The sequence below is a fragment of the Limnohabitans sp. genome (assembly GCF_036804465.1).
Taxonomy (GTDB): Bacteria; Pseudomonadota; Gammaproteobacteria; order Burkholderiales; family Burkholderiaceae_C; genus Limnohabitans.
Genome location: NZ_DAIRSK010000012.1, coordinates 20667 through 45920, shown reverse-complemented (window position 1 = coordinate 45920; position 25254 = coordinate 20667). Strand labels below are relative to the sequence as shown.

Below are 25254 nucleotides of genomic sequence, written 5' to 3'. Positions count from 1 at the left end.
CTCAGTCTTTAGCCCAACAAACGGGCCAAGGTCAGCAAAGCCAACAGCACCAACCACAGCACCACACTGCGCCAGACCAAGCCCACCACGCTAGACAGATGCGCCATCTCGGGCGTGCGGCCCGGGGTACTTTCGCTGTCTTGATCGTGCGCTTCGCTGGCATCGTGGGCCCGCAAAGCTTCTCCTCCCAAGCGCACATTCAATGCACCGGCGGTGGCGGCCAGCAACACGCCGTTGTTGTCTTCAGGAAAGCGTTGTGCATGGGTGCGCCAGCAGTCAATGGCTTCCTCAAAATTACCCACCACCGCAAAGGCCACAGCGGTTATGCGTGCAGGCAACCAATCGATACGACGCCATGCATCTTGTGCTGCCTCTTGCAAGGTATCGCTCACCCAAGCTTGCGAGGTTTTGGAGGATGACTGCCAAGTCTGCGCCACCATGTCACTCATGCGATAAATCACTGCACCTGCGGGGCCAAAACCCAAGGCCGCCAGCACCGAGAACCAAGTGAGCACACCAAATACATGGTGGTGCGCGGAAAGCACCGAATGCTCAATCACATGTCGCAGCAATTCGCTGCGCGGCAAACTGCCCACTTCCACATGTTGCCATTTGGCCAACAGCTCACGCGCCAAGCCTTCGTCACCCACATTCAAGGCATCGCGAATGTCGGTGAAATGATGACTGAATTGGCGAAATCCCAAGGTGGCATACAACACGGCCACGCTCCAAATAATGGCCACAGGCCACCCAAACAAACCGATCAGCAACCAATGCACAGCCACCGCCATGACAGCGGGCAAGCCAACAGCCAAGGCCCAAGTGGTCCACGCCAAACGCGGATGGCCCGCATCCAAGGTTTGGCTGATCCAATTGACCCACATCCGAACGCTGCCATGCACCCAATTGCCTTGCACCAAGGGTCGGGCTTGTTCAATCAACAAAGCAAGGAGCAAAGAAAGAAAACTCATATCCGAATGATAGCGGTGTGTTTCATCAATTGAAGCCATTCAAGCCTGTAAGAAGCGGTAAAAGTTACGCAACATGCCCGCAGTCGCACCCCATACAAAGCGCTGCTGTGACCCGTCTTGGTAAGGCATGGAAAGCCATTCACGGGTGACGCCCTCAAACGTGTGGCGGTGCCAGCGGTGGTGCGCGGGATTCATCAAAAAAGCCAGCGGCACTTCAAATGCATCAGACACCTCGTGGGTGTTGATCTGTAGCGTCATGGCGGGTGAAATCAAAGCCACGACGGGCGTCACAGAAAAGGCAGAGCCGGTGACATATTGGGGCAAGGTACCGAGCACCTTCACATGGCGGGCGTCTAAGCCCACCTCCTCATGCGCCTCGCGCAGGGCTGTGGCGGCTGCATTGGCATCACCTTCATCACACTTGCCACCCGCAAAAGCAATTTGCCCTGCGTGCGTGGACATGTGCGCTGGCCGCTGGGTCAATAGCACCGTGGGTTCATCGCGCATGACCAACCCCAGCAACACAGCCGCTTGGGTCGGGGCGCGGTCCTTGAACATGCGCTCGCGCACCAGCTCGGGCTGCCACGCAGGTGGGTTGGTAAAACGTGCTTGCAACGCCTCTGGCGTGAGGTGCTGTGCAGCCACGGCGGTCAGGTGCACGTCTACTTGAAAAACGGGCACCCGCTGCGGATCAAATTCTGGGGGTTGGGACATAGAAAAAGCCACCGCAAGCTTTCACTTGGGGTGGCCTATTAGCAAGGTGAGACCTGCTTATTTAGCGGCTGCTGCGGCTTTGAGCGCTGCGGCTGACTTGCTGACCAACTTTTCTTTGATACGCGCAGACTTGCCGCTACGGTCACGCAAGTAGTACAACTTGGCACGACGCACATCACCGCGACGCTTGACTTCGATGCTCGCAATCAAGGGGCTGTAAGTTTGGAACGTACGCTCCACGCCTTCGCCGCTGGACATTTTGCGCACAGTAAAGCCGCTGTTGAGGCCACGGTTGCGCTTGGCGATCACCACACCTTCGTAGGCCTGCAAACGCTTGCGTGTGCCTTCAACCACGTTGACGCTCACAATAACCGTGTCGCCTGGTGCAAATTCGGGAATGACTTTGGCGAGGCGAGCAATTTCTTCTGCCTCAAGGGTTTGGATCAGGTTCATGTTTTCCTCTAAAAGATCTTGGTCGCGCTACACAAAAGGCTTCTTGCACGTGGGCATGAAGCGGCCGACCAGAGGATCGAATAGCCTGCAATTATAGCTTTTTTTGCGCCAACAAAACAGACTCGTCTTGGGCCGACAGTTTGGACTCGGCGCGGGCCGCATCAATCAGCTCTGGACGCAGGCGGGATGTGAGCTGTAGGCGCTGGTCACGGCGCCAGCGCTCGATGTGGATGTGGTGGCCCGACATCAGCTCGGCTGGCACGCCCTGCCCCTGCCATTGCTCGGGACGGGTGTAATGCGGGCAATCCAGCAAGCCGTCTAAAGCGGGATGAAAACTGTCCAACTGATGGCTGCCCTCATCATTGAGCACACCGGGCTGCAAACGCGCCACGGCATCCAACAAGGTCATGGCGGCCAATTCGCCGCCCGACAACACAAAGTCACCCACGCTGATTTGGGCATCCACATGGGTGTCAATGAAGCGCTGATCCACACCTTCGTAGCGGCCGCACAACAGCACCGCGCCTTGGCTGTCCGACCAGCGCTGCACGCCTGCATGGCGCAGCATCTCACCAATCGGCGAGAACAACACCAGCGGAGCCACATCGCGGCCTTGCCCACGGTCGGTGCGAATGGCGCTCAGACAAGCTGCCAAAGGCTCGGGCATCATCACCATGCCGGGGCCGCCGCCAAAGGGGCGGTCGTCCACACGGCGGTAATTGCCCTCGGCGTAATCGCGGGGGTTCCACAAGCGCACGTCCACCAGGCCCGCCTCGAAAGCGCGGCGCGTAATGCCGATTTTTAAAAACGGCTCAAACAGTTCGGGGAACAGGGTGATGATGTCAAAGCGCATGGCGATGGCCTTGGGCTGATCAATTAGTAATCAGGCTGCCAGTCGGCGGTGATTCGGCGTCCAGCCAAATCGACGGTGTCGATGTAGGCAGACACAAATGGAATCATGCGCTCGAAAGCCTTGCCCTCTTCTTCGTAAGCAAGCACCAACACAGTTTGTGGGCCCGTGTGCAACAACTCACGCACGGCGCCCAGGGCCACACCTTCTCGGTTGACCACGTCCAGGCCAATCAGGTCAACCCAGTAGTACTCGTCTGCCTCGGGGGTGGGGAAGCTGGCGCGCGACACAAAAATGCGCGCACCTTTGAGCAGCTCTGCGGTGTTTCGGTCAGCCACCTCTTGGGCCGTGGCCACCACAGAATCAGAATGTTCTTTGGCTTCGATGATTTTCAAAAGCACGGTGCCAGAAAATGTTTTGGCACCTCTTTCAGAGGGTTGTAAAAACCAACGCTTGGAAGAAAAAAGCGCCTCCGGAGAAGCGCTGTGGGGCAAGACCTTGAACCAGCCTTTGATGCCCCAAGCATCCGCAATGCGCCCTACCTCGATGGCGTCCGCAGGAAGTTCTGCAGACGTTAGGCTCAGCAGCATTGCAGCGTTTGTGCTCAATTAAGCAGCCACCTTGGCAGCAGCTTGCTTGACCAAACGGATCACAGTCGGAGAGCACTGAGCGCCCACGCTGGTCCAATGAGTCAAACGGTCGTGCGCAACGCGCAAGCTTTCTGCTTGACCTTTGGCGATTGGGTTGTAAAAACCAATGCGCTCGATGAAGCGGCCGTCGCGACGATCGCGCTTGTCGGCAACAACAATGTTAAAAAACGGACGGGCTTTAGAACCGCCGCGTGAGAGTCGGATGACGACCATGATGAATCCTTCGGGTGGAAATTTTTTCAACGTTTGAGACACGCGCTAAGCCACCCGGCCTGCGACACGCTGAAAAGCCTTCTAGTATAGCGCTTTACACTCTGTCCATGAAAAACAAAACCATCGCCGCTTGGCTGGCCTTCTTAGGCGGCCCTTTTGGGCTTCACCGTTTTTACCTCTTTGGCATGTGGGACACCTTGGCTTGGTTGCTGCCTATCCCCACTGCACTGGGCATTTACGGCATCGAACGGGTAGGGCAATACGGCCTAGACGATGTGGCCAGTTGGTGGCTCATTCCGATTGCGGGCTTCACCTTTGCAGCCTGTGCTTTGAATGCCATCGTGTATGGCCTGATGACGCCTGAAGCATGGAACGCCCGCTTCAACAGCACCGAGAGCGAAGACGCACCGGCTGGCCAAACCAATTGGCTGACCATCGGCGCGATTGCCATGGCGCTGCTGATTGGCACCACGGTGCTGATGTCCAGCATCGTGTTTAGCTTTCAGCGTTACTTTGAGTATCAAATCGAAGAGGCGCGAAAGCTGTCGGAATAAGGCAGTTTTTCAACCGCTTGGTCCTGCACTGCCGCCAGTTGCGCAGCACTGACTCGCGCTGGCCACACCTCAGTCAAAGGCAGCAACACAAACGCACGCGCCTGCCAACGGGGGTGCGGCAAGCTGAGTTCTGGCGTTTCTAAAACAACATCGCCGTAAAAAATCATGTCTAGGTCTAGCGTTCGCGGTGCGTTGACGTAGGGGCGCTCGCGGCCACTTTGCAGCTCGAGGGCTTGCAAGGCATGCAACAACCCAAGCGCGCTGAGCTGTGTTTGGACCAACACAACGGCATTGATGAAGTCTGGCCCCTGCGCTTCATACGGGGCACTGCGGTAAAGCGATGACGCCTTGACCAGGTGTGTCGTGGGTAAATTCGCCACATCGCGCAAAGCTTGCTGCACCGTGGCCACTGCGTTGCCCAAATTGGCGCCCAGAGCCACACACGCCATGACGGGAGAGACTGACATGGCGTGGCCCAGGTTTATTCAGCGGGGGATGCCCCACCCGCTTCGCCGGTGGACTTGCGACGGCGGCGGCGGCGTTTTTTGACCGGGGATGTGCCGCCGTCTTCACCCACGTCTTCACCCACGTCAACGCCGTCAGGCCCGACGTCTCTGAAACGTGGGTCTTGCGCCTCAGGCTTGGGCGCACGACGCACCGCATGCACGCGGGGTACACGTTGGGATTTTTGTTGTTGCTGCTCTTGACGCACTTGCAGCAACAGGTCTTCACGCGCGCTGTCGCTGGCCATGCTGAACTCTTGCCACCAGTCTGACAAGGCTTCGTCCACCTCGCCCACATCGGCACGCAAGCGCATGAAGTCAAATCCTGCCCGAAAACGTGCTTGGTCCACCAAGGTCCAAGGTCCGCTGCCTGTTCGCTTTTCAAATCGCGGTTGCATCATCCAAATTTCGCGCATGTCCGCGCCGAGCTTGCCGCGGCCCGACACATCACCGATGCGAGCGTCAAACACTTCGTCAATCGCGTCTTGCAGTGCAGGGAACGAGGGCTGCTTGGCGCTGCGCTGGGCCCAGGTTTCGCGCACGTCTGACCACAACACACAGGCCAGCAAAAAGCTCGGGGCCACGGGCTTGTCCTCGCCGACGCGGCGGTCGGTGTCGTTGAGCGCGGTGGTGACAAACTGCTCGCCTGAACGCGCCACCACAATGTCGAGCAGCGGGTAAATGCCTTTGGCCAAACCTTGCAGCTTGAGCTGCTCGATGCTGGCCAGCGCGTGGCCGGTTTGCAAGAGCTTGAGCATTTCGTCAAACAAGCGGCTTTGCGGCACATCGGCCAGCAGCTTGGCAGCGCGCTTCAAAGGCGCAGCTGTTTTGCTCTCAAGCTTGAAGCCCAAGGCCGACAACTTGGCCGCAAAGCGCACGGCACGAATCACGCGCACAGGGTCTTCGCGATAGCGCGTGGCTGGATCGCCAATCATGCGGATGACTTTTTTCTTTGCGTCGGCAATGCCGCCGTGGTAGTCGATCACATTGCCCGTTTCGGGGTCGTAATACATCGCATTGATGGTGAAGTCGCGGCGGGCCGCGTCTTGGTCTTGCGGCCCCCACACGTTGTCGCGCAGCACACGGCCACTCGCGTCAACCGCATGCTTCATATTGGCCAGCTCTTGTTTGCTGCTGCGTTCGTTGCCTTTGACTTGCTCGGCGTCGGCGTTGTCGAGATGGGCACGGAAGGTGGACACCTCAATCACCTCATGTTCGCGACCGCGGCCATACACCACGTGCACGATGCGAAAGCGTCGGCCAATGATGAAGGCGCGACGAAATGCTGCCTTGACTTGCTCGGGCGTGGCGTTGGTGGCCACATCAAAGTCTTTGGGCTTCAAACCCAACAACAAGTCACGCACCGCACCGCCCACGATGTAGGCCTCAAAACCTCGGTCTTGCAGGGTGCGCACCACATTCAAAGCGCGTTCGTCCACCCAGTCGACATTGATGCCGTGCACCTTGGCAGGCACCACTTGGCGTTTGCCCAAATTGGGCAGGGTGCTGGCAGGTGCTTTGCCCATCAGCTTGTTGATGAATTGTTTGATCATTGTTTTGGGAACAGTTCCAAAATCGGCCAGCCTTTTTCTAAGGCCACGGCGCGCAGTGTGTCGTCGGGGTTGGTCGCCACGGGGTGGTTGACGCGCTCCAACAAGGGCAAATCGTTGCGGGAATCGCTGTAGAACGTGGCGTCTACATCGGCCCAGTCCAAACCTTTGCTGATAAGCCATTGTTGCAGACGTTGCACTTTGCCCTCACGCAGACTGGGAACACCCAAAATTTCGTTGGTAAACCAGCCTGTGGCATCGCGCACCAATTCAACAGCGATCAAATCATGCACCCCAAAGGCTTGCGCAATGGGGCGGGTCACAAACTCGTTGGTGGCGGTGATGATGAGGGTGTGCTCTCCCGCATCGCGGTGCTTTTTCACCAGCGCCAGTGCTTGGGGCAGGAGGGCCGGCTGCACCACCTCGCGCATGAATTGCGCATGGGCCTCAGCCGCCTCGACTGGGCCGCGCTGGCAAAACGCCTGGGCACCAAAGCGCACGTAGTCGTGAATGTCCAAAGTGCCCGCTTGGTAGTGGGCATAGAACTCGTCATTTTTTTGAAGGTAGGTGTCTCGGTCATGCCAACCCAGCTTGACTGTGAATGCGCCCCAAGACTGGTCAGAATCAATGGGCAACAAAGTGTGGTCGAGGTCAAATAAGGCGAGTTTCATCACATGGCTTCCAGCATGGCTTTGATCAGGGGAATGGTGATGGCGCGCTGCGTTTGCAGGGCATAGCCATCAAGTTGGTCGAGCAGTTGAATGAGGCTGCTGAGGTCGCGACTGAAGCGGTGGAGCATGAAATCCATCACCTCATCACTCAAAAACACACCGCGGTCGTCCGCTTGTTGACGCAACACAGCGCGGCGTTCGGTTTCGCTGAGCACCTGCAATTGAAAAATATGGCCCCAACCCAAACGGGTGCGCAAGTCCTCGCGCAAGCTCAGGTCACTGGGCGGCACGCTGCCTGAAGCCAGCACCCACCGCTGCTGACCGTCAGTGGGCGTGATGGCGTTGACAAACCAATTGAATGCTGCTTGTTGCTGCACCGCGGTGTAGCGCTGCACATCGTCCATGATGACCACGCGCCAAGCATTCTCAAACGCGAGGGGCTCGGCCACGGTGGCGTCCAGCCAACCCGCCGCGTGACCTTGGTCACGCAAGGCGGCTTGCACGGCGCGCAGGAGATGGGTCTTCCCACTGCCGCTTTCGCCCCACACATAGGTGGGCACGGGAGAGCGTTTGTCGTTGCCCACCCACAACTGCAGGTGTTGCAGCGCGTCAAGGTTGGGGCCCGAAAAGAAGTTGTGGAGTGTGGGGCCAGGGGCCAAGCCAATGTCGAGTGCAATTTGCTTCATCTGCACTTAAACGCCACGGTACAAAGCACTGGCTTGATATTGCGCACGCAAGCGACGTATGGCCACCAGCAACACGGCGCTGGCAGGCAAGGCCACCAGCACACCTACAAAACCAAACAACTGGCCAAAGGCCATTAAGGCAAAAATCACGTGCAGCGGGTGCAGCCCAATGCGCTCGCCCACCAAGCGCGGGGTCAACAAGAAGCTTTCAATGAGCTGCCCCAAACCGTAGACCACCGCCACCATCAGCATGGCTTGACTCGGCGCAAACTGCAACACGCCCGCGAGCACCGCCAACACCAAACCTAGGCCAAAACCCACATAAGGCACAAATACAGCCAAGCCTGTGAACACACCAATGGGCAAGGCCAGCTCTAGGCCAAACGCCCACAGCGCCAAGCTGTAATAGACGGCCAACAAGGCCATGACCGACAGCTGCCCACGCAGGTATTGGCCCAACACATCGTCACACTCCGACACAAAGCTGTCGTAAGCCGCTCGAGCGGGCATGGGTACCAGCGCTTCAACATGACGCACGAAGCGCTGCCAGTCGGCCAACAAATAAAACAGCACCACAGGAATCAACACCAAATTCCCCACCACGGCCAAGGCCACGCTGCCCCCAATGCGCAGCGAGGCAAGGGCTTGCTTGAAGCCGTCTTCAAACGAAGTGCTGAAGTTTTGCAACACAAACGCTTTGATGCTGGCACTGTCCAGCATGACAGGAATGCCTTTGGCTTGCAGCCAAGGCGCGATGTCGGTTTGCAGTCGCTCGACCAAGACAGGCACTTGGTCGCGCATGCGCGGCAGCTCGTGGGCCAAGATCGGAATCAGCAAGGTGAACAAAGCCACCACCAACAACAAAAACAGCACTTCGACCAGCACCACCGCCACCAAGCGGGGCACGCGACGGCCAAACGTTCGCTGAAAGCCACGCACCAAAGGGCTCAGCACATAAGCCAACACAGCAGCCACCACAAAAGGCATGAGCACAGGTCCCAGCAGCCACAAAACAAGCGCCGCCACTGCGGTAAGGCCGGTCCAAGACAAGGCATGTTGTTGAGCGGGAGTGAATTGCATACAGCGTGTGAAGGTGTTGGCTTTAAAATGACAGCTCGATTCTATCGGCGCACACCTTGACAGCGCCCCAGCACCTCCTCACTATGAACAAACCCCTCTCCTACAAAGACGCCGGCGTCGACATCGTCGCAGGCGATGCCTTGGTCGAACGCATCAAGCCCTTGGCCAAAAAAACCATGCGCGAGGGCGTGTTGGCTGGCATCGGGGGGTTTGGCGCACTATTTGAAGTGCCCAAGCGCTACAAAGAACCCGTGCTGGTCAGCGGCACTGACGGCGTGGGCACCAAGCTGAAACTAGCCTTTGAATGGCAAATGCACGACACAGTAGGCATCGACTTGGTGGCCATGAGCGTGAACGACGTGTTGGTGCAAGGCGCCGAACCCCTGTTCTTCCTCGACTACTTTGCCTGCGGCAAACTGCACATCGACACCGCCGCTGCGGTGGTGGGTGGTATTGCCAAAGGTTGCGAGCTGTCAGGCTGCGCCCTGATTGGCGGCGAAACCGCTGAAATGCCCGGCATGTACCCCGACGGCGAATACGACCTCGCAGGTTTTGCCGTGGGCGCGGTAGAAAAATCCAACATCTTGACCGGCCATCACGTCCAGCCAGGTGACGTGGTGTTGGGCTTGGCCTCATCGGGCGTGCACTCCAACGGCTTCTCGCTGGTGCGCAAAGTCATTGAGCGTGCGGGTGCAAACGCACCCGCCACCTTAGACGGCCAGCCGTTCAAAGAAGCCATCATGGCCCCCACCCGCCTGTACGTCAAGAGTGTGTTGGCCGCCTTGGCCGCGCACCCCAACACGCAAGATGCCTCCGGCATCAAAGCCCTCGCCCACATCACAGGTGGCGGCTTGTTAGAAAACATCCCACGAGTGTTGCCCGAAGGCATGGCCGCACACCTGACCAAAGGCAGCTGGCCACAAACCGAGCTGTTTGCTTGGTTGCAAAACACAGCGGGCATCGACGACATGGAAATGAACCGCACCTTCAACAACGGCATCGGCATGGTGGTGGTCATTGACGCAGCCCACGCTGCTGCTTGTGCCGAGGTGCTGCGCGCCCACGGCGAGCAGGTGCACACCATTGGTGTGATTGCCCAACGTGGCGAAGGCGCTGCGGTGGTGGTGGCTTAAACGCTCAATCTTGGCTGCCAAACGAGGGCAGCAGCACCATCAACCGCTGCCTCACCAGCATCAAACGCTCAGGGTCTTGGTGCGAGGTGTAGACCTCTTCTAAATTGCGCAACATGCGCGCCACGATTTCGCGTGGCGTGGCGGCGCGCAAATAGTGTTTGAGCAACTCATCTGACACATGGCCGTCGCGCATCAAGCCCGACTCGGCATGCAAGGGCATCAAACGCTCAGACAAGTCTTCTTTGCTCAGCGATTCGCCCGTGAACGGGTCAATCACCACCTGCCCTTCGTTGGGGTGAGGCAAGCGTACTTTGACCAAAAAGTGCCCCGGAAAGCCCACACCTTGGGCATTGAGCCCGATGCTTTGCGCCAGTTCTAGCCACAACACGGCCAAGCTGATGGGAATACCACGGCGCGTGCGCAACATGACGTGCAGGTAGCTGTTGTCGGGGTCGTAATAGTTGTTGAGGTTGCCACCAAATCCGTGCTCGTCAAAAAAGAACTTGTTGAGCAAGCGCAGCTTTTGCAAAGCGCCCGCATCGGCGGGCAGGCGTTGCTTTAATCGGTTGCCCAGCTGATCCACATGGCCCAACACTTCTTGAATATCCAGCTCGGGGTATTCGTCTTGGGCCAAACTGGTCACGGCTTCAAGCAGAGGAAAGTGCGCATCGCTTTGTACCAAAGACGCAAAGTATTCCAGGGTGGTGGGCACTTCGAGTTTGAAATCCATGGCGCAGCCTCCTCTTGTAGCAGTTTATCGGCGCAGCAAGGCGCGCAGTTTCAAGCCTGTGACGGCCAGGGTAGCAAAATACACCAGCGCGCTCACGGCCAACACGCCTGTCATCAAGCCCACGCGCAACAGCGGCGTGGCGCGCAAAGCTGTCCAGTCCCAATGCTGGGCAGCCCACCACAGCCATGCGCCCAATACCGCACACGCGGCCAGCACTTGCAGCACAAAGCGCAACCAGCCTGCGCTCAACACAAAGCTGCCGTTTTTAACCAAACCCCACAGCAGCCAAGCCGCATTAACCAAAGCGCCCAAGCCAATGGACAAGGCCAAACCCGCATGTGCCAAATAAGGCACCAAGGCCAGATTGAGCAACTGGGTGATGACCAAGACCGCCACCGCAATGCGCACCGGTGTGCGAATGTTTTGGCTGGCGTAATAGCCAGGCGCCAGCACCTTGATGGCCACCAGACCCAGCAACCCCACGCCATAGCCCATCAGTGCCAAGGTGGTTTGCTGCACATCGTGGGCGGTGAATGCGCCGTAGTTGTAGAGCACCGCCACCAAAGCTTTGGAGAAAATCAGCAGCGCCATGGCGCAAGGCAATGCCAACAACAACACCAAACGCAAGCCCCAGTCGAGCAAGTCTGAATATTTAGCCTGGTCATTGTCCGCCTTGGCTGCCGAGAGCTGGGGCATCAGCACCACGCCCAATGCCACACCCAACAAGGCAGTGGGGAATTCCATCAAACGGTCGGCATAACTGAGCCAGCTCACACTGCCCGCCACAAGCTGAGAGGCTATTTGCGTGTTGATGAGCAGGGAAATCTGCGCCACGCTCACACCCAGCAAGGCAGGCGCCATCAGTTGCAAAATGCGCGTGGGGCCTTCGGCGCCCCAAGCCTCGCGCACAGCACGCCCGCTCACACCCACGCGGGGCAACAGCCCCAAACGACGTAAAGCCCATAGCTGCACGCTGAGCTGAGCCACACCGCCCAGCATCACACCCACCGCCAGTGCATAAATCGGTGGCACGCCCAAAGTGCCAAACCACGGGCCGCCCCACCAAGCGGCGGCAATCATGGACACGTTCAACAACACGGGCGTGGCAGCAGGAACGGCAAAGCGCTTCCACGTGTTCAGCACACCCGCCGCTAAGGCGACCAAGGACATAAAGGCGATGTAGGGAAACATGAAGCGCGTCATCACGACCGCCACGTCAAAACCTTCGGGCGATTGCTTCAACCCGCTGGCCATGGCCCACACCAGCCAAGGTGCGCCCAAGACGCCCAACACAGAGGTAACGAACAAAGCCCAAATGAGCAAGGTGGCCACTTGGTTGATCAGCACTTGGGTGGCTGCATCGCCATGTTGTTGGCGACTGGCGGCCAGCACCGGCACAAACGCTTGGCTGAACGCGCCTTCGGCAAACAGGCGACGGAATAAATTGGGAATACGAAACGCCACATTGAAGGCGTCAGTCAAGGCGCTGGCCCCGAAAGTCGAGGCAATCAGCAGCTCGCGCATCAATCCAGTGATGCGGGAAACCAGGGTCAAGCCAGAAACAAGAGATGCGGATTTGAACAATGTCACGCTTGGAGTGTAGCGATTTGCTACAATCGTCTGCTTTGCTGACAACATCCTCAAACCTTCAAGGAAACTCATCATGGCTTCAGCCAAACCCAAGAAAAAAAATCCGCGCCTGGCATCAGGCCGTAAACGCGTCCGTCAGGACATCAAAATCAACGCTGCCAACACCTCGTTGCGTTCCAAGTACCGCACCGCGGTGAAGAATGTCGAAAAAGCTGTCATCGCTGGCGACAAAACCAAAGCCACCGAGCTCTTTGCCAAGATGCAAGCCGTGGTGGACACGATTGCTGACAAAGGCATCTTCCACAAAAACAAAGCAGCTCGCGACAAGAGCCGCCTGTCCACCAAGGTCAAAGCCTTGGCACTCGCCGCCTAATTCATTAGGCCACCAGCCCGGGCTGCCAAATCAGCCCGCCGTTTGTCACGGGTGCGCTGTCAGCAAAGAAAAAGCAAAAACCCGCTCTTGAGCGGGTTTTTTGTTGTCAAACCACGGGTGGATAGTCAGGTAACAAGCAAGCTTCCACCACTTGCAAGTTGTTGTCTTTGGCAAAGTTCATCACAAAGTTCCAAGCCATCGGCTCTTCATCGCGCAAATCGGTGTGAACGATGACACATTTGTTGTTGTCCAAGGTATTGGGCACACACCAAGGCGAATAACTCAAATGGCTGCCAGGGGTTGCGCCGCCGGGACGAAACTGGCTCATCACGCCGGCCAAACGCTCGGCCCAATCACTGGGGCGAAACGTGCGTCCTTCTTGGGTCAGACCCAGAATAAAAACTTCTTTGGCGGAGTGTGAAACCATCGGGTAGAGGCTGAAATCGGTTGCATGGCGAAGGGGGATCTCCCTCACTCGCTCACTGGCAAACATTCTATCTTATAGAAGACTTGTGGCATGGAGATACCCTCGAAGGAGCCACGGTTTTGTCATGTCAGTGCCTTTAAAATCTTAGCTCAGCGGCTCAACCTTCGTTGGGTCGTTTTTATTTTTGGAGTTGACATGACCACGCCTGCCGCATCGCCCCACACCATGAACACCTATGGCCGTCTGCCAATGACGGTGTCGCATGGCCGAGGTTTGCGAGTGTGGGACACCGAGGGCAAGTGCTACCTCGATGCCTTGGCCGGCATCGCCGTCAACACCTTGGGCCATGCCCACCCCAAACTCACCCCTGCCTTGCAAGACCAAGTGGGCAAGATGATGCACAGCTGCAACTACTACCACATCCCCCTGCAAGAAGCCCTGGCAGCCAAGCTGGTGGCGTTGTCGGGCATGACCAATGCATTCTTTTGCAACAGCGGCCTAGAAGCCAACGAAGCAGCCCTGAAACTGGCGCGCAAGTTTGGCCACATGAAGGGCATTGATCTGCCAGAAATTGTGGTTTATGAGAAGTCCTTTCACGGCCGCTCACTGGCCACATTGGCGGCCACGGGCAACGACAAAATCAAAGCAGGCTTTGGTCCCATGATGGGCGGCTTCATCCGCGTCCCTGTCAACAACATCGACGCACTCAAACAAGCCACCGAAGGCAACCCCAATGTGGTGGCTGTGTTTATGGAAACCATCCAAGGCGAAGGCGGTGTGACGCCCATGCGGTCCCAGTACCTGCAGCAAGTGCGCCAGCTGTGCGATGCGCGTGATTGGCTCATGATGGTGGATGAAGTGCAATGCGGCATGGGCCGCACGGGTCGATGGTTTGCCCACCAATGGTCTGGCATCGTGCCTGATGTGATGCCGCTGGCCAAAGGCTTGGGTTCTGGCGTGCCAATTGGTGCGGTGGTGGCAGGCCCCAAAGCCGCCCACATCTTCCAGCCTGGCAACCACGGCACCACTTTTGGTGGCAATCCGCTGGCCATGCGGGCAGGCGTGGAAACCATTCGCATCATGGAGGAAGACAAGCTGCTCGACCACGTGACCAACGTGGGGGCTCATTTGCATGCCGCCTTGCACCGCGAGCTCGATGGTGTGAAGGGCGTGAAAGAAATTCGTGGACAAGGCCTGATGATTGGCATCGACCTTGACCGCTCTTGCGGTGTGTTGATGCAACGCGCACTCGATGCGGGTTTGCTGCTGAGCGTGACCGCTGACAGTGTGGTGCGTTTGGTACCACCGCTCATCATCACGCAAGCAGAGGCCGACGAAGTGGTGGCCATCTTGGTGCCACTCATCCAAACATTCTTGGCAGAAGCCCCATGACCCAAACGCTGAAACATTACTTGCAGTTCACGTCTTTGACGGCAGACGAATACACCTATGTGTTCCAACGTGCGGCGCTGATCAAGAAAAAATTCAAAGCCTACGAAAAGCACCACACCCTGGCCGACCGCACACTGGCCATGATTTTTGAAAAGGCCTCCACCCGCACCCGCGTGAGCTTTGAAGCTGGCATGTACCAACTCGGCGGCTCAGTGGTCAACCTCACCACGGGCGACAGCCAACTGGGCAGAGCCGAGCCGATTGAAGACAGCGCCCGCGTGATCAGCCGCATGACCGATCTGGTGATGATTCGCACCTATGGCCAAGAAAAAATCAAAAACTTTGCGGCCCATTCGCGCGTGCCCGTGATCAACGGCTTGACCAACGAGTTCCACCCCTGCCAAGTGATGGCCGACATCTTTACCTACATCGAGCACCGCGGCTTGACGGTGCATCCCCTCGAATGCCTCAAAGGCAAAGTCGTCGCTTGGGTGGGAGACGGCAACAACATGGCCAACACTTGGCTGCAAGCGGCCGACATGCTGGGCTTTACTGTGCACGTCAGCACACCGAGCGGCTACGAAGTGGACCCCGCCATTGCAGGCCTGTCCAACAGCGATTGCTACAAAGTATTTGCAGACCCCATGCAAGCCTGCGAAGGCGCCGACCTGGTCACCACCGATGTGTGGACCAGCATGGGCTTTGAAGCTGAAAACGACGCGCGCCAACAAGCCTTCGCCGATTGGTGCGTGGACCGCGAGATGATGGCGGTAGCCAAAACCAACGCACTGTTCATGCACTGCTTGCCTGCGCATCGCGGCGAAGAGGTCGCGGCCGATGTGATCGATGGCCCACAAAGCGTGGTGTGGGACGAAGCTGAAAACCGCATGCACGTCCAAAAAGCACTCATGGAATACCTGTTGCTTGGGCGTCAGTGACAACGGGTGCGGCTTAGCGCTGCCGATAGCCGTAGAGCCAAGGCATATCCATCAAATGCGGCCCCATCAGACGCAAGCCTAAATCTCGCACCCACTGCACGCCACCTGTGGCGTGAAAAATTTTGCCATTGCGCGCTGCCCTCGCCTGCACCCTTGCATTGCGCTGCCAACGGGCATTGGCAAATTGATGCAGGCGCTCGGGCACTTGGGCCCATGCAGCATCTTGCAACTGCGAGGCCAGCTCAGCCGCATCTTCAATCGCCATCCCAGCACCTTGGGCCAAGTAAGGCAGCATGGGGTGTGCGGCATCACCCACCAAAGCCAGTCGGCCTTGCGCATGTTCGTGCGCACCCTGCATGACAGCTCGGCCGCACAAGGGCCACAAACGCCAATCGCTGCATGCGCGCATCAAATCAACCAAGGGGACACACGCGCCGCGCAAAGCGTGGCTGAGCTCGGCCAAAGTTTGCGCTTGTGACTTTTGCGCATTCCAAGTGTGTAAAGCGGGCAAGTGTTTGGCATCGTCTTCAAGCAAACGGCCCTCCGCCAAACACACCACATTGAGGTAGTCGCCGCCCCGAACGGGGTAGCTCACCACATGGGCTTGTGCACCCATCCACACCGACGCATCTTGGCTGCGCAAATGCTGGGGCAAGTCGGCTTGAGACACCAAGGCGCGATAAGCAATATGGCCTGTGAAAGAAGGCAAGCCATCGCCTAAAAGTTGTTGACGCAACGGACTCCACACGCCATCCGCAGCCACCCCCACAGCGGCGCTGTAATGGCTCAAATGGGACTGCTGCACAACATCAAAGACTGCCTGATTTTCAGATTGGCCCACCTTTTGAACCACCGCATCGTTGACGACTTGCACGCCTTCGCGTGCTGCGGCTTTCAACAACAGGCCATGCAAATCAGCACGGTGAAGGCAAGCATAAGGCGCGCCGTATTGTGTGACTGCTTGTTTGACAGGAAACGTGGCCAACACCTCGCCCGTCTTCAAGCTGCGTGCGTGCAAGCCCGCGGGAAATGCAGCCACTTGTTTGAGTGCCGCACCCATCCCCCATGCTTGCAAAATGCGTGTGACGTTGGGGCCCAGTTGCACGCCAGCCCCCACTTCTGAGAACTCCGCCGCCCGCTCAAAAACTGTGGCGTGCCAACCTGCACGCGCTGCAGCAAGACCTGTGGCCACGCCCCCAATGCCACCACCTGCAATCAACACATTTCGATTCATGCAAGGGATTTTGCTTGATCCATCGCCCTTGCTGTCACCAGCGCAACTCAGACGGTGGCCAAGCGAGCGCAGCGGTGAAGAAAAAAACTTGAAATTTCTTTTAAGCTTATTGAATTTATTATCTAATTAACAAATTGGATTGAAATTTGTAAGAAAATACAACCAACTTATCATCCTAGGTGTCTATTTTGAGCTAACACCCCGACTTTGGAATTGATTCATGAAAACATATGAGATCAAAACTTACATCGCCGTATTGCTTGGCCTGATATATGCGGGCGCTCATGCACAAACAGCTGATCGTGAACCTTTCTTAGCCTTGGCGCTGCAAGAGGTGATGGAACTCGAGATCACCTCGGTGTCCAAAAAACCGCAAACAGTGTCACGCTCGGCGGCCGCCGTTTTTGTCCTTACCGGTGACGATATTCGGCGCGCCGGGGCGCAAAATATTCCTGATGCTTTGCGTCTGGCGCCAGGCCTGCATGTAGCCCAAATCAGCGCCAATGCTTGGGCGGTGAGTGCACGTGGCACCAATGGACGCTTTGCCAACAAACTATTGGTCATGATTGACGGACGCACCGTTTATTCACCCATGTTTTCGGGCGTATTTTGGGATGTGCAAGACACAGTCTTGGCAGACATCGAACGCATTGAAGTGATTCGAGGCCCAGGCGCGGCATTGTGGGGGGCCAATGCAGTCAACGGCGTGATCAATATCATCACCAAATCTGCTTTGGCCACACAAGGCACCTTGATCGACATGAGCGCGGGCAGCACCACACAAGGCCAACTTTCTATGCGCCGTGGCGGCCAGTTGGATGGCCTAGGCCACTGGCGACTCTATGGCAAAGCGTTCGAAAACAAAGCGCTCACTCTTGCCAATGGGCAAGGTGGTGCCATGGACGCTTGGCGGCAACAACGCCTTGGCTGGCGCGCGGACCTCAACCACAGCTGTGGGCTTATGAAATCGGTTGGAAGCAACGTTTGGCACCCGGTTTGACCTTAGACACAGCCGCTTATCACAACGATTACAGCCAATTGCGTGCAGGCAGTTTTAACGTGAATAACATGCGCTGCATGCCCTCCTACAACCTGCCATTGCCCGCTGGCTCACCGCCTTACGCAGAGTGCTACTCGCCTGTGCCGCTGCCCAATCAGTATCTGGTCCTGCCCGCCACATTGACCAATGATTTCAGTGGCCACAGCTATGGCTTGGAAGCGTGGCTCGATTGGCAAGCCTCACGCCAACACCGTTGGCAAGCCAATGTGACGCGCTACGCCATGACCCTACAAACATCAGCCACCAACGTCTACAGCTGGGATTCCCCCGACAGCAGTCCTAAATGGAAAGGATCCGTGCGCTGGTCTTACACCCCCGATGCCCGCACTGAACTTGACGTCATGGCGCGTCATGTAGGCGCGCTGCGTGATGTGCTCTTTGGTCAGTCTGTGCCCAGCTACACCACCTTGGACATGCGCTGGGCTTGGTCAAGTCAACCCGGCGTGCAGTGGAGCGTGACTGGGCGCAACCTCATGACGTCGCGACACCTTGAGTTCGTGTCTGAGGCCGCTGACGTGGCACGCACCCTGATTGGCCCTTCGCTGAATTTTGGACTGCGTTTGCAGTACTGAGCAAACAGGCAATTCATGCAACTCCAGCGTTGTCAAAACCCCCGCTTGACCCACACCATTTGGTGTGTTGGGCTCTGCATCGTGGTGCTTTGCGCTTGCCTGGGCACAAGCGCTGTGTGGGCAGAGCCGCAGCGCGCTGCGCGGATCAAAGCAGTGTTGGTTTTACGCTTGCTTAAATTTGTAGATTGGTCCGCAGAGAGCGCGCCTCGTGGGGCGGACCCTTTGCAAATTTGCACTTGGGGAGACTCACCCACCGAAGCAGCGTTGCAGAGTTTGCAAGGTCAAAAAATAAAAGAGCGGGAGGTCCGAATGCGCAAACTCGGCACGCCTTTGGACACACGAGGCTGCCATGTTCTTTTTGTGAGCGAGGGTGTGCGTGACATCACCCCAGCACAGTTGTACAACTCCGGCAACGCCGCCGTGCTGACGATCAGCGACATGCCCGACTTCAACAAACGCGGCGGCATCATCAATTTGGTGCAGCAAGACAACCGCATCGGATTTGAAATCCAGTTGCGTTATGCGCGCGAGCAGGGCCTGCAAATCGGTGCGCCACTGCTTGAGCTGGCACGCGTGGTGGATTGAACAAACACATCTGTATGCGCAAACCCGACTTGATCAAAAACAAACTGAACCGCTTGATGCTGCGCGCGGTCAGCCTCGCGTTGTTGTCAACCACCTTGCTGCTGATGCTCTACCAAGGTTGGACATTCCAGCAACACATGTCCGAGCGCTTGGCGGTGGTGGCACAAATGGCAGGCAGCAACCTGACTGCGGCCTTGGAATTTGAAGACGCGCGCCAAGCACAACTGCTGTTGCAATCGGTTCAGGCAGAACAAGACATTGTGGCGGTCACGCTATACAACAGTGAGCGCCAACGTTTTGCCAACTACACCGAAACACGCCACAAGGACTTCACACATCCCAAGCAGTTGAGTGCTTCAGAAGCGCACGGACACAACCACTTTGACCTGCAAACCAAGTCGATCACACACACCGCGCCCGTTTTGTTGCACAACGAAACTGTGGGCTATTTGGTGATCAGCGCCAGCCTCAACCGGTTGTTTCAACAGTGGTGGATTAGCCTGTTGCTGATTGCCTTGATCTCTTTGATTTCCGGCTGGTTGGCCATGCGCGTGGTGGCATCTCTACAGCAACAACTGGTTGAACCCATCACCCAATTGGCGAAATCCATGCGCCAACTCACGCAGGACCAAGATTTCAGCCTTCGCGTGCGCAGTACATCTGACGACGAGGTGGGCCAACTCACCCAGGGTTTCAATGAAATGTTGGCCCATTTGCAAGCGCGCGAACTTGCTCTAGATGACCGCAACCGTGAGCTAGCACAAAGTAACCGTGAGCTGGCTCTCGCGGTCGAACAAGCGACCCAAGCGCGCTTGGTTGCAGAACAAGCGGCCTACGTGAAGTCGATGTTCTTGGCCAATATGAGCCATGAGATTCGTACCCCCATGAGTGGCATTTTGGGCATGACCGAATTGCTGCTTGAAAGCCCATTAGAGACCGAGCAACGCAGCCAAGTACAGACTGTGCTCGACTCGGGCCGCGCTTTGCTCAACATCATCAACGACATTCTTGACTTTTCAAAAATCGAAGCCAACAAAATGGTGCTCAGCCCTTCGGATGTCCAGCTGCGCGTTTTATTGCAAGATTTGATTCAGCTGTTTCATCGTAGCGCCAAGATCAAAGGCTTGTCTCTCAACTTACATGTTGACGCTGATACACCCCACTGGTGCCGCGTGGATGCGGGGCGCTTGCGCCAAATTTTGGCCAATCTCTTGGGCAATGCCATCAAGTTCACCAACACAGGCCATGTGCAATTACGCCTCATCCACATCAGCAGCGGCGAAAACACCAGCCAGTTACGCTTCGAAGTCACAGACACTGGCATTGGCATTCCCACAGACCAGCAAGCGCAAATCTTTGACGAATTCAACCAAGGCGATATCAGCACTGCACGCCGTCATGGGGGCACAGGCCTGGGCTTGGCGATTGCCCAGCGTTTGGTCAAACTCATGGGTGGCGACATGCAAGTGCACAGCCAAGTTAGCCAAGGCAGCACCTTTGGCTTCACGCTGGCATTAGAAAATGCCCATGACACGCCCTTGGCTAACCAAAGCTTGCCGCATCAAGTCATGCCAAGCCACACTGACGCTGCTTCGGCACTGATCGGCAACCGTCGTGTGCTGGTGGTGGAGGATCACCCCGTCAATCAAATTTTGGCGCGCACCGCACTGCAGCGCTTGGGATGCGATGTGACCATCGCCAGCGGCGGCAAAGAGGGCTTTGAGGCCGCCATCTCCCACACGTACGACCTGGTACTCATGGACTGCCAAATGCCCGATGTAGATGGCTATGAGGCCACGCGTCAAATCCGTCAATGGGAAAGCTTTGAAGGCGTATCTGCCCAGCGCGCGCGAACACCTATCGTGGCACTGACGGCACATGCCATGCCAGGTGATCGCGAGAAATGCGAAGCCGCTGGCATGGATGACTACCTGAGCAAACCCTTTTCAGGGCAAGACTTGTTCAATGTCTTGCAACGATGGACTTAACTTGCTGGCAAAAGGCACACGCAATTTAAGCTGTCACCCCTTTTGCAGTTTCTACATACTCGTCGATCTGGTTGAAATTCAAGTACTTGTAGATCGCTGCGCCGTCGCTGTTGACCACCCCCATGGCTGCGTGGTACTCGGCCACCGTGGGGAACTTGCCCATCTTGGAGGTGATCGCTGCCAGCTCCGCTGAAGCCAAGTACACATTGGTGTTCTTGCCCAAGCGGTTGGGGAAGTTACGGGTCGAGGTAGACACCACAGTCGCGCCTTCGCGCACTTGGGCTTGGTTGCCCATGCACAAGGAACAGCCAGGCATTTCGGTGCGTGCACCCGCGGTGCCAAACGCAGCGTAGTGACCTTCTTTGATCAATTCGCTCTCGTCCATCTTGGTGGGCGGGGCCACCCACAATTTGACAGGAATGTCACGCTGGCCGCCGAGCAACTTGGCAGCGGCGCGGAAGTGACCAATGTTGGTCATGCAAGAACCGATGAAAGCTTCGTCGATGTGGGTGCCGGACACTTCAGACAAGAACTTAGCATCGTCTGGGTCGTTCGGGCAGCAGACGATGGGTTCTTTGATCTCGTTCATGTCGATCTCAATGACGTGCGCGTACTCGGCGTCTTTGTCGGCTTCGAGCAAGGTGGGCGCAGCCAACCAAGCTTCGACTTTTTCGATGCGGCGTGCCAAGGTGCGTGCGTCGGCGTAGTTGTCGGCGATCATGTTTTTCATCAACACCACGTTGGACTTGAGGTATTCCTCTACAGGCTCTTTGTTGAGCTTGATGGTGCAACCTGCGGCTGAACGCTCAGCCGACGCATCAGACAATTCAAACGCTTGCTCGACCTTGAGGTTGGGCAAGCCTTCGATTTCCAAGATGCGTCCCGAAAATTCGTTGATCTTGCCAGCCTTGGCCACAGTCAACAAACCTTGCTTGATGGCGAACAGCGGAATCGCATGCACCAAATCGCGCAGCGTCACACCGGGCTGCATCTCGCCTTTGAATCGCACCAGAATTGACTCTGGCATGTCCAAGGGCATCACGCCCGTGGCCGCGCCAAAAGCCACAAGACCTGAGCCGGCAGGAAAGGAAATACCGATCGGGAAACGGGTGTGCGAGTCGCCTCCTGTGCCCACGGTATCTGGCAACAACAAACGGTTGAGCCAAGAGTGAATCACACCATCGCCTGGTCGCAGCGATACGCCGCCACGGTTGCTGATGAAGGCAGGCAATTCGCGGTGTGTCTTGACGTCCACAGCCTTGGGGTAAGCCGCGGTGTGGCAAAACGATTGCATCACCATGTCGGCACTGAAGCCCAAGCAGGCCAAATCTTTCAATTCGTCACGCGTCATGGGACCTGTGGTGTCTTGAGAACCCACGGTGGTCATCTTGGGTTCGCAATAAGTACCAGGGCGCACGCCTTGGCCTTCGGGCAAACCCACCGCACGACCGACCATTTTTTGCGCCAGCGTGAAACCAGCTTTCGTGGTGATCGTCGCGGTTGGCAAGCGAAACACCGTCGATACTGGCAAACCCAAGCACTCGCGGGCCTTGGCAGTCAAGCTGCGACCGATGATGAGGTTGATACGGCCACCAGCGCGCACTTCGTCAAACAGCACATCGCTCTTGAGGTGGAAGGTGGAGATGGTTTCACCGTTCTTCACGATCTTGCCGTCATAGGGCAGCACATCGACCACGTCGCCCATGTTCAGGGCACTGACGTCGACTTCGATGGGCAGCGCGCCCGAATCTTCTTGGGTGTTGAAGAAGATGGGGGCAATCTTGCCACCCAAAGTCACGCCACCAAAACGCTTGTTGGGCACAAACGGAATGTCTTGGCCAAAGCCCCAGATGATGCTGTTGGTGGCCGACTTGCGCGAAGACCCTGTGCCGACCACGTCGCCCACGTAAGACACCAAATGGCCTTTTTTCTTCAGCTCTTCAATCATGGCCATGGGGCCGCGCTTGCCGTCTTCTTCGGGCTTGAAGGGTGCGCCTTCGCGGGTGTTTTTGAGCATCGCCAAGTAGTGCAAGGGAATGTCTGGGCGGCTCCAAGCGTCAGGCGCAGGGGACAAATCGTCAGTGTTGGTCTCGCCTGGCACCTTGAACACGGTGATGGTGATTTTTTTCTCAACTTCTGGGCGGGAGGTGAACCACTCGGCATCGGCCCAGCTTTGCATCACTTCTTGGGCTTTGGCGTTACCGGCCTTGGCTTTTTCAGCGACATCGTTGAAGAAGTCAAACATCAACAAGGTTTTCTTCAAGGCTTGCGCGGCCACAGCGGCCACTTCAGCATCGTCGAGCAATTCGATCAAAGGGTGCACGTTGTAGCCGCCCACCATGGTGCCCAGCAACTCAGTGGCTTTGGACTTGGAAATCAAAGCGACCTGAATTTCGCCGTGTGCCACAGCGGCCAAGAACGAGGCTTTGACTTTGGCCGCATCGTCCACACCAGGAGGCACGCGATGGGTCAACAAGTCCATCAGATAAGCCTCTTCGCCCGCGGTTGGGGCCTTGATTAACTCGATCAATTCGGCCGTTTGCTTGGCATCCAATGGCAGCGGTGGGATACCCAGCGCTTGGCGCTCGGCGACGTGGTCACGGTAGGCTTTCAACATGGTTTTCTCCGGTCTATCAAATCAACAATAAAAGGTTATTTCTTGGCCAGCGCGGGCGCTTCCAACAAATTTGGCGGCGGGTCAAGCTTCATCAGATGGGCCGTTGTCGTTTGGTGTTCACTCTGACATTCGTCGGCCATACGCTGACCGAGCTTGCTGTTCATCAACATCGATTTGTGGGGCAACTGCAACCACATGGCTCCGGCTGAAGCGTCTTCCAACCGCACAGCGCCTGTGGTGGTTTGTACGGGTGTCATGAGGTAGGTGTTCCTCTTGAGTTGCACGATAAACCTTGCAGGATGCTGCGGGTCGGGAGTGACAGTGACCGAGTTGCCCAACTCGCACACCATGCGGCCGAGATGGACCTCGCCCAGCTCAGGCGGTGCAACTGACTCTGCTTGGGCTGGCAGTGCAAGCGCGGCGGGCGCTGTGACAACGGGCACGGGGGTGGCTCTGACGTAATAGTATTTGGGCGCAGCAGGCTTGGGTTTGGCTTGCGCTTGCGCAGCAGATGAAGGTTTTGCTGCCGCGAGCTTGCCAGGTGGCGGCTTGGCATGTGGCGGCTTGGCAGGGGCGGCGGCTGACTTTGGCTGGGGCGCAGGCTCTGCGGCCCACGCGACATGACCCATGCTGGACAACACCAAAACCACCACAGACAAGCAAAAATTATTCATGCGCATCTCCGCTCAAGCCTTGAAGAATAACTGGACTTCGGCTGGAAGGCTACAACCCGTGCTGTGCGCACGTTCCAACACTTGCCAATAAAAGCGGTAACTCGCACGGTCTTGCAAATGGCCTTGGTGGCTGATGGGCGCCCATTGGGCGGCATAGGCAGCCAACACAATCTCGCTGGCCACTTCTATCGCTGCAGGATCAGGCGCCATGGCCTCGAGGATAGGACGAATTTGCGAGGGGTGAATGCTCCACATGCGGGTGCAGCCCAACTCTTGCGCCGCGCGTTGAGCGGCGGCACGCATAGCGGCCATGTCATTGAACTCGGTCACCACACAATGTGACGGCACTTTGCCGTGGGCATGGCAGGCACTGGCGATGTCCAACTTTGCGCGCACCACCAGCGGGTGGTTGAATTGGCCTTGCGATGTCATGGCTGACGCGGGGATGGCACCACCATGCGCAGAAATAAAATCCATCAATCCAAAGCTGAGCGACTGCACTCGCGGGTGAGCGGCGATCTCAAACGCGCGATGCACTGCAGCTGGCGACTCAATCAACACATGAATCGACAAATCTTTGGCGCCAGCATCAAGCAAGGCTTGCTCAGCCACCAACACATCGGCCACTGACTCCACCTTAGGCACCATGATGTGGCTCAAACGCGTACCCGCTTGGCCCGCAATGGTGGCCATGTCGGCTTGAAAACTCGGATGATCGACGGGGTGCACACGCACGGCCACCCGGGCCTCAGGTGCTGCACGCAACGCCAACTCGGTCACGAGCGCGGCATGCTCTGCCTCGCCGCCGACGGGTGCGCCGTCTTCACAATCCAAGGTCACATCAAAGACGCAAGTGCCAAATTCTTGCGTCATGTCAGCTTGCAGCTGCAAGCTTTTGCGCATTCGCGCTTCGACACCGCTGTAGTGGTCACAAACAGGCAGCTGAACGATGCCCGCTTGTGAGCCCAACAAAACTTGACGCGGATGAAGCAAAGAGGCCTCCACACTGTTTGATGCGTGCAAGTTCTTGTCCAATTTGGCTTTAT

Annotated in this window: 26 protein-coding genes and 1 pseudogene; 9 read left to right on the top strand and 18 right to left on the bottom strand. The window is 57.2% G+C overall.

What is annotated here, in order from left to right:
• Nucleotides 1–8: 8 nt before the first annotated feature.
• The 6 genes from V7Q41_RS08100 to rpsP all read right to left on the bottom strand — a co-directional run bounded on the left by V7Q41_RS08100 (nt 9) and on the right by rpsP (nt 3851).
• Nucleotides 9–971 (bottom strand): CobD/CbiB family protein, encoded by a 963-nt coding sequence (locus V7Q41_RS08100; protein ID WP_333845257.1) that lies wholly within the window; start codon nt 969–971, stop codon nt 9–11.
• 39 nt (nt 972–1010) lie between these two features.
• Entirely contained in the window at nt 1011–1685 is a 675-nt protein-coding gene (locus V7Q41_RS08095) for a CoA pyrophosphatase (protein WP_333845254.1), read from the bottom strand.
• Between the two features lie 57 nt (nt 1686–1742).
• Entirely contained in the window at nt 1743–2138 is a 396-nt protein-coding gene (rplS, locus tag V7Q41_RS08090; protein WP_333845251.1) for a 50S ribosomal protein L19, read from the bottom strand.
• A gap of 91 nt (nt 2139–2229) precedes the next feature.
• Nucleotides 2230–2991, bottom strand: coding sequence for a tRNA (guanosine(37)-N1)-methyltransferase TrmD (trmD, locus tag V7Q41_RS08085; RefSeq protein ID WP_333845249.1), 762 nt, complete (start codon nt 2989–2991; stop codon nt 2230–2232).
• A 23-nt stretch (nt 2992–3014) separates the two neighbouring features.
• Nucleotides 3015–3578, bottom strand: a complete 564-nt coding sequence (rimM, locus tag V7Q41_RS08080) for a ribosome maturation factor RimM (protein ID WP_333845245.1) — start codon at nt 3576–3578, stop codon at nt 3015–3017.
• A gap of 18 nt (nt 3579–3596) precedes the next feature.
• Complete coding sequence (gene rpsP / locus V7Q41_RS08075) at nt 3597–3851, bottom strand: 30S ribosomal protein S16 (protein ID WP_310614075.1); 255 nt, start codon at nt 3849–3851, stop codon at nt 3597–3599.
• Between the two features lie 107 nt (nt 3852–3958).
• Here rpsP and V7Q41_RS08070 point away from each other — a divergent pair, with 107 nt between their 5' ends.
• Nucleotides 3959–4405, top strand: a complete 447-nt coding sequence (locus V7Q41_RS08070; RefSeq protein ID WP_333845239.1) for a hypothetical protein — start codon at nt 3959–3961, stop codon at nt 4403–4405.
• On the opposite strand, the gene folK is transcribed toward V7Q41_RS08070, so the two are convergent.
• From folK to V7Q41_RS08045, 5 genes are read right to left on the bottom strand one after another with little or no spacing between them, the layout of a single operon-like run.
• Entirely contained in the window at nt 4372–4872 is a 501-nt protein-coding gene (gene folK / locus V7Q41_RS08065; RefSeq protein WP_333845237.1) for a 2-amino-4-hydroxy-6-hydroxymethyldihydropteridine diphosphokinase, read from the bottom strand. The two genes, V7Q41_RS08070 and folK, sit on opposite strands and share 34 nt — an antisense overlap.
• A 14-nt stretch (nt 4873–4886) precedes the next feature.
• The gene (pcnB, locus tag V7Q41_RS08060) at nt 4887–6461 is read right to left on the bottom strand and encodes a polynucleotide adenylyltransferase PcnB (protein WP_333845234.1); all 1575 of its coding nucleotides are present in this window, start codon (nt 6459–6461) and stop codon (nt 4887–4889) included.
• Nucleotides 6458–7129: an HAD family hydrolase gene (locus V7Q41_RS08055; RefSeq protein ID WP_333845232.1), complete on the bottom strand. Its 672-nt coding sequence runs from the start codon at nt 7127–7129 to the stop codon at nt 6458–6460. Before V7Q41_RS08055 ends, pcnB begins: the two co-directional genes overlap by 4 nt.
• The gene (gene hda / locus V7Q41_RS08050; RefSeq protein ID WP_333845230.1) at nt 7129–7815 is read right to left on the bottom strand and encodes a DnaA regulatory inactivator Hda; all 687 of its coding nucleotides are present in this window, start codon (nt 7813–7815) and stop codon (nt 7129–7131) included. Before hda ends, V7Q41_RS08055 begins: the two co-directional genes overlap by 1 nt.
• A gap of 6 nt (nt 7816–7821) precedes the next feature.
• Entirely contained in the window at nt 7822–8895 is a 1074-nt protein-coding gene (locus V7Q41_RS08045) for an AI-2E family transporter (protein ID WP_333845228.1), read from the bottom strand.
• Nucleotides 8896–8978: 83 nt separating this feature from the next.
• Here V7Q41_RS08045 and purM point away from each other — a divergent pair, with 83 nt between their 5' ends.
• Nucleotides 8979–10028 (top strand): phosphoribosylformylglycinamidine cyclo-ligase, encoded by a 1050-nt coding sequence (purM, locus tag V7Q41_RS08040; protein WP_333845227.1) that lies wholly within the window; start codon nt 8979–8981, stop codon nt 10026–10028.
• 25 nt (nt 10029–10053) lie between these two features.
• On the opposite strand, the pseudogene V7Q41_RS08035 reads toward purM, so the two are convergent.
• Together V7Q41_RS08035 and murJ are read right to left on the bottom strand one after the other, a co-directional pair.
• A pseudogene (locus tag V7Q41_RS08035) lies at nt 10054–10758 on the bottom strand (SirB1 family protein); the annotation flags it as partial.
• A gap of 24 nt (nt 10759–10782) precedes the next feature.
• Nucleotides 10783–12348: a murein biosynthesis integral membrane protein MurJ gene (gene murJ / locus V7Q41_RS08030; RefSeq protein WP_333845226.1), complete on the bottom strand. Its 1566-nt coding sequence runs from the start codon at nt 12346–12348 to the stop codon at nt 10783–10785.
• A 73-nt stretch (nt 12349–12421) separates the two neighbouring features.
• Here murJ and rpsT point away from each other — a divergent pair, with 73 nt between their 5' ends.
• Complete coding sequence (gene rpsT / locus V7Q41_RS08025) at nt 12422–12721, top strand: 30S ribosomal protein S20 (protein WP_104801021.1); 300 nt, start codon at nt 12422–12424, stop codon at nt 12719–12721.
• A gap of 106 nt (nt 12722–12827) precedes the next feature.
• Here rpsT and V7Q41_RS08020 read toward each other — a convergent pair whose 3' ends face one another.
• A complete protein-coding gene (locus V7Q41_RS08020) occupies nt 12828–13148 on the bottom strand; it encodes a DUF3579 domain-containing protein (protein ID WP_333845219.1) in 321 nt (106 codons plus the stop codon).
• A gap of 195 nt (nt 13149–13343) precedes the next feature.
• Here V7Q41_RS08020 and V7Q41_RS08015 point away from each other — a divergent pair, with 195 nt between their 5' ends.
• The gene (locus V7Q41_RS08015; protein WP_333845217.1) at nt 13344–14540 is read left to right on the top strand and encodes an aspartate aminotransferase family protein; all 1197 of its coding nucleotides are present in this window, start codon (nt 13344–13346) and stop codon (nt 14538–14540) included.
• On the top strand, nt 14537–15478 hold the full coding sequence (gene argF / locus V7Q41_RS08010; protein ID WP_333845215.1) for an ornithine carbamoyltransferase: 942 nt from the start codon (nt 14537–14539) through the stop codon (nt 15476–15478). Before V7Q41_RS08015 ends, argF begins: the two co-directional genes overlap by 4 nt.
• A gap of 13 nt (nt 15479–15491) precedes the next feature.
• Here argF and V7Q41_RS08005 read toward each other — a convergent pair whose 3' ends face one another.
• A complete protein-coding gene (locus tag V7Q41_RS08005; RefSeq protein ID WP_333845212.1) occupies nt 15492–16712 on the bottom strand; it encodes an FAD-dependent monooxygenase in 1221 nt (406 codons plus the stop codon).
• A 220-nt stretch (nt 16713–16932) separates the two neighbouring features.
• Between V7Q41_RS08005 and V7Q41_RS08000 the strand changes: the two genes are divergently transcribed.
• The 4 genes from V7Q41_RS08000 to V7Q41_RS07985 are packed head-to-tail and all read left to right on the top strand — an operon-like array spanning nt 16933 to nt 20917.
• Nucleotides 16933–17712, top strand: a complete 780-nt coding sequence (locus V7Q41_RS08000; RefSeq protein ID WP_333845209.1) for a TonB-dependent receptor plug domain-containing protein — start codon at nt 16933–16935, stop codon at nt 17710–17712.
• Nucleotides 17619–18344 carry a TonB-dependent receptor domain-containing protein gene (locus V7Q41_RS07995; protein WP_333845205.1) on the top strand — a complete coding sequence of 242 codons (726 nt, stop codon included), beginning with the start codon at nt 17619–17621 and terminating at the stop codon, nt 18342–18344. The genes V7Q41_RS08000 and V7Q41_RS07995 overlap by 94 nt, the downstream gene beginning before the upstream one ends.
• A 15-nt stretch (nt 18345–18359) precedes the next feature.
• The gene (locus V7Q41_RS07990; protein ID WP_333845202.1) at nt 18360–18929 is read left to right on the top strand and encodes a YfiR family protein; all 570 of its coding nucleotides are present in this window, start codon (nt 18360–18362) and stop codon (nt 18927–18929) included.
• Between the two features lie 14 nt (nt 18930–18943).
• Entirely contained in the window at nt 18944–20917 is a 1974-nt protein-coding gene (locus tag V7Q41_RS07985; protein ID WP_333845199.1) for a hybrid sensor histidine kinase/response regulator, read from the top strand.
• Nucleotides 20918–20942: 25 nt separating this feature from the next.
• On the opposite strand, the gene acnB is transcribed toward V7Q41_RS07985, so the two are convergent.
• The 3 genes from acnB to V7Q41_RS07970 are packed head-to-tail and all read right to left on the bottom strand — an operon-like array spanning nt 20943 to nt 25231.
• Entirely contained in the window at nt 20943–23534 is a 2592-nt protein-coding gene (gene acnB / locus V7Q41_RS07980) for a bifunctional aconitate hydratase 2/2-methylisocitrate dehydratase (protein WP_333845197.1), read from the bottom strand.
• 35 nt (nt 23535–23569) lie between these two features.
• Nucleotides 23570–24208, bottom strand: coding sequence for a hypothetical protein (locus V7Q41_RS07975; protein WP_333845195.1), 639 nt, complete (start codon nt 24206–24208; stop codon nt 23570–23572).
• Nucleotides 24209–24220: 12 nt separating this feature from the next.
• Entirely contained in the window at nt 24221–25231 is a 1011-nt protein-coding gene (locus V7Q41_RS07970; protein WP_333845192.1) for an HpcH/HpaI aldolase/citrate lyase family protein, read from the bottom strand.
• Nucleotides 25232–25254: the final 23 nt, after the last annotated feature.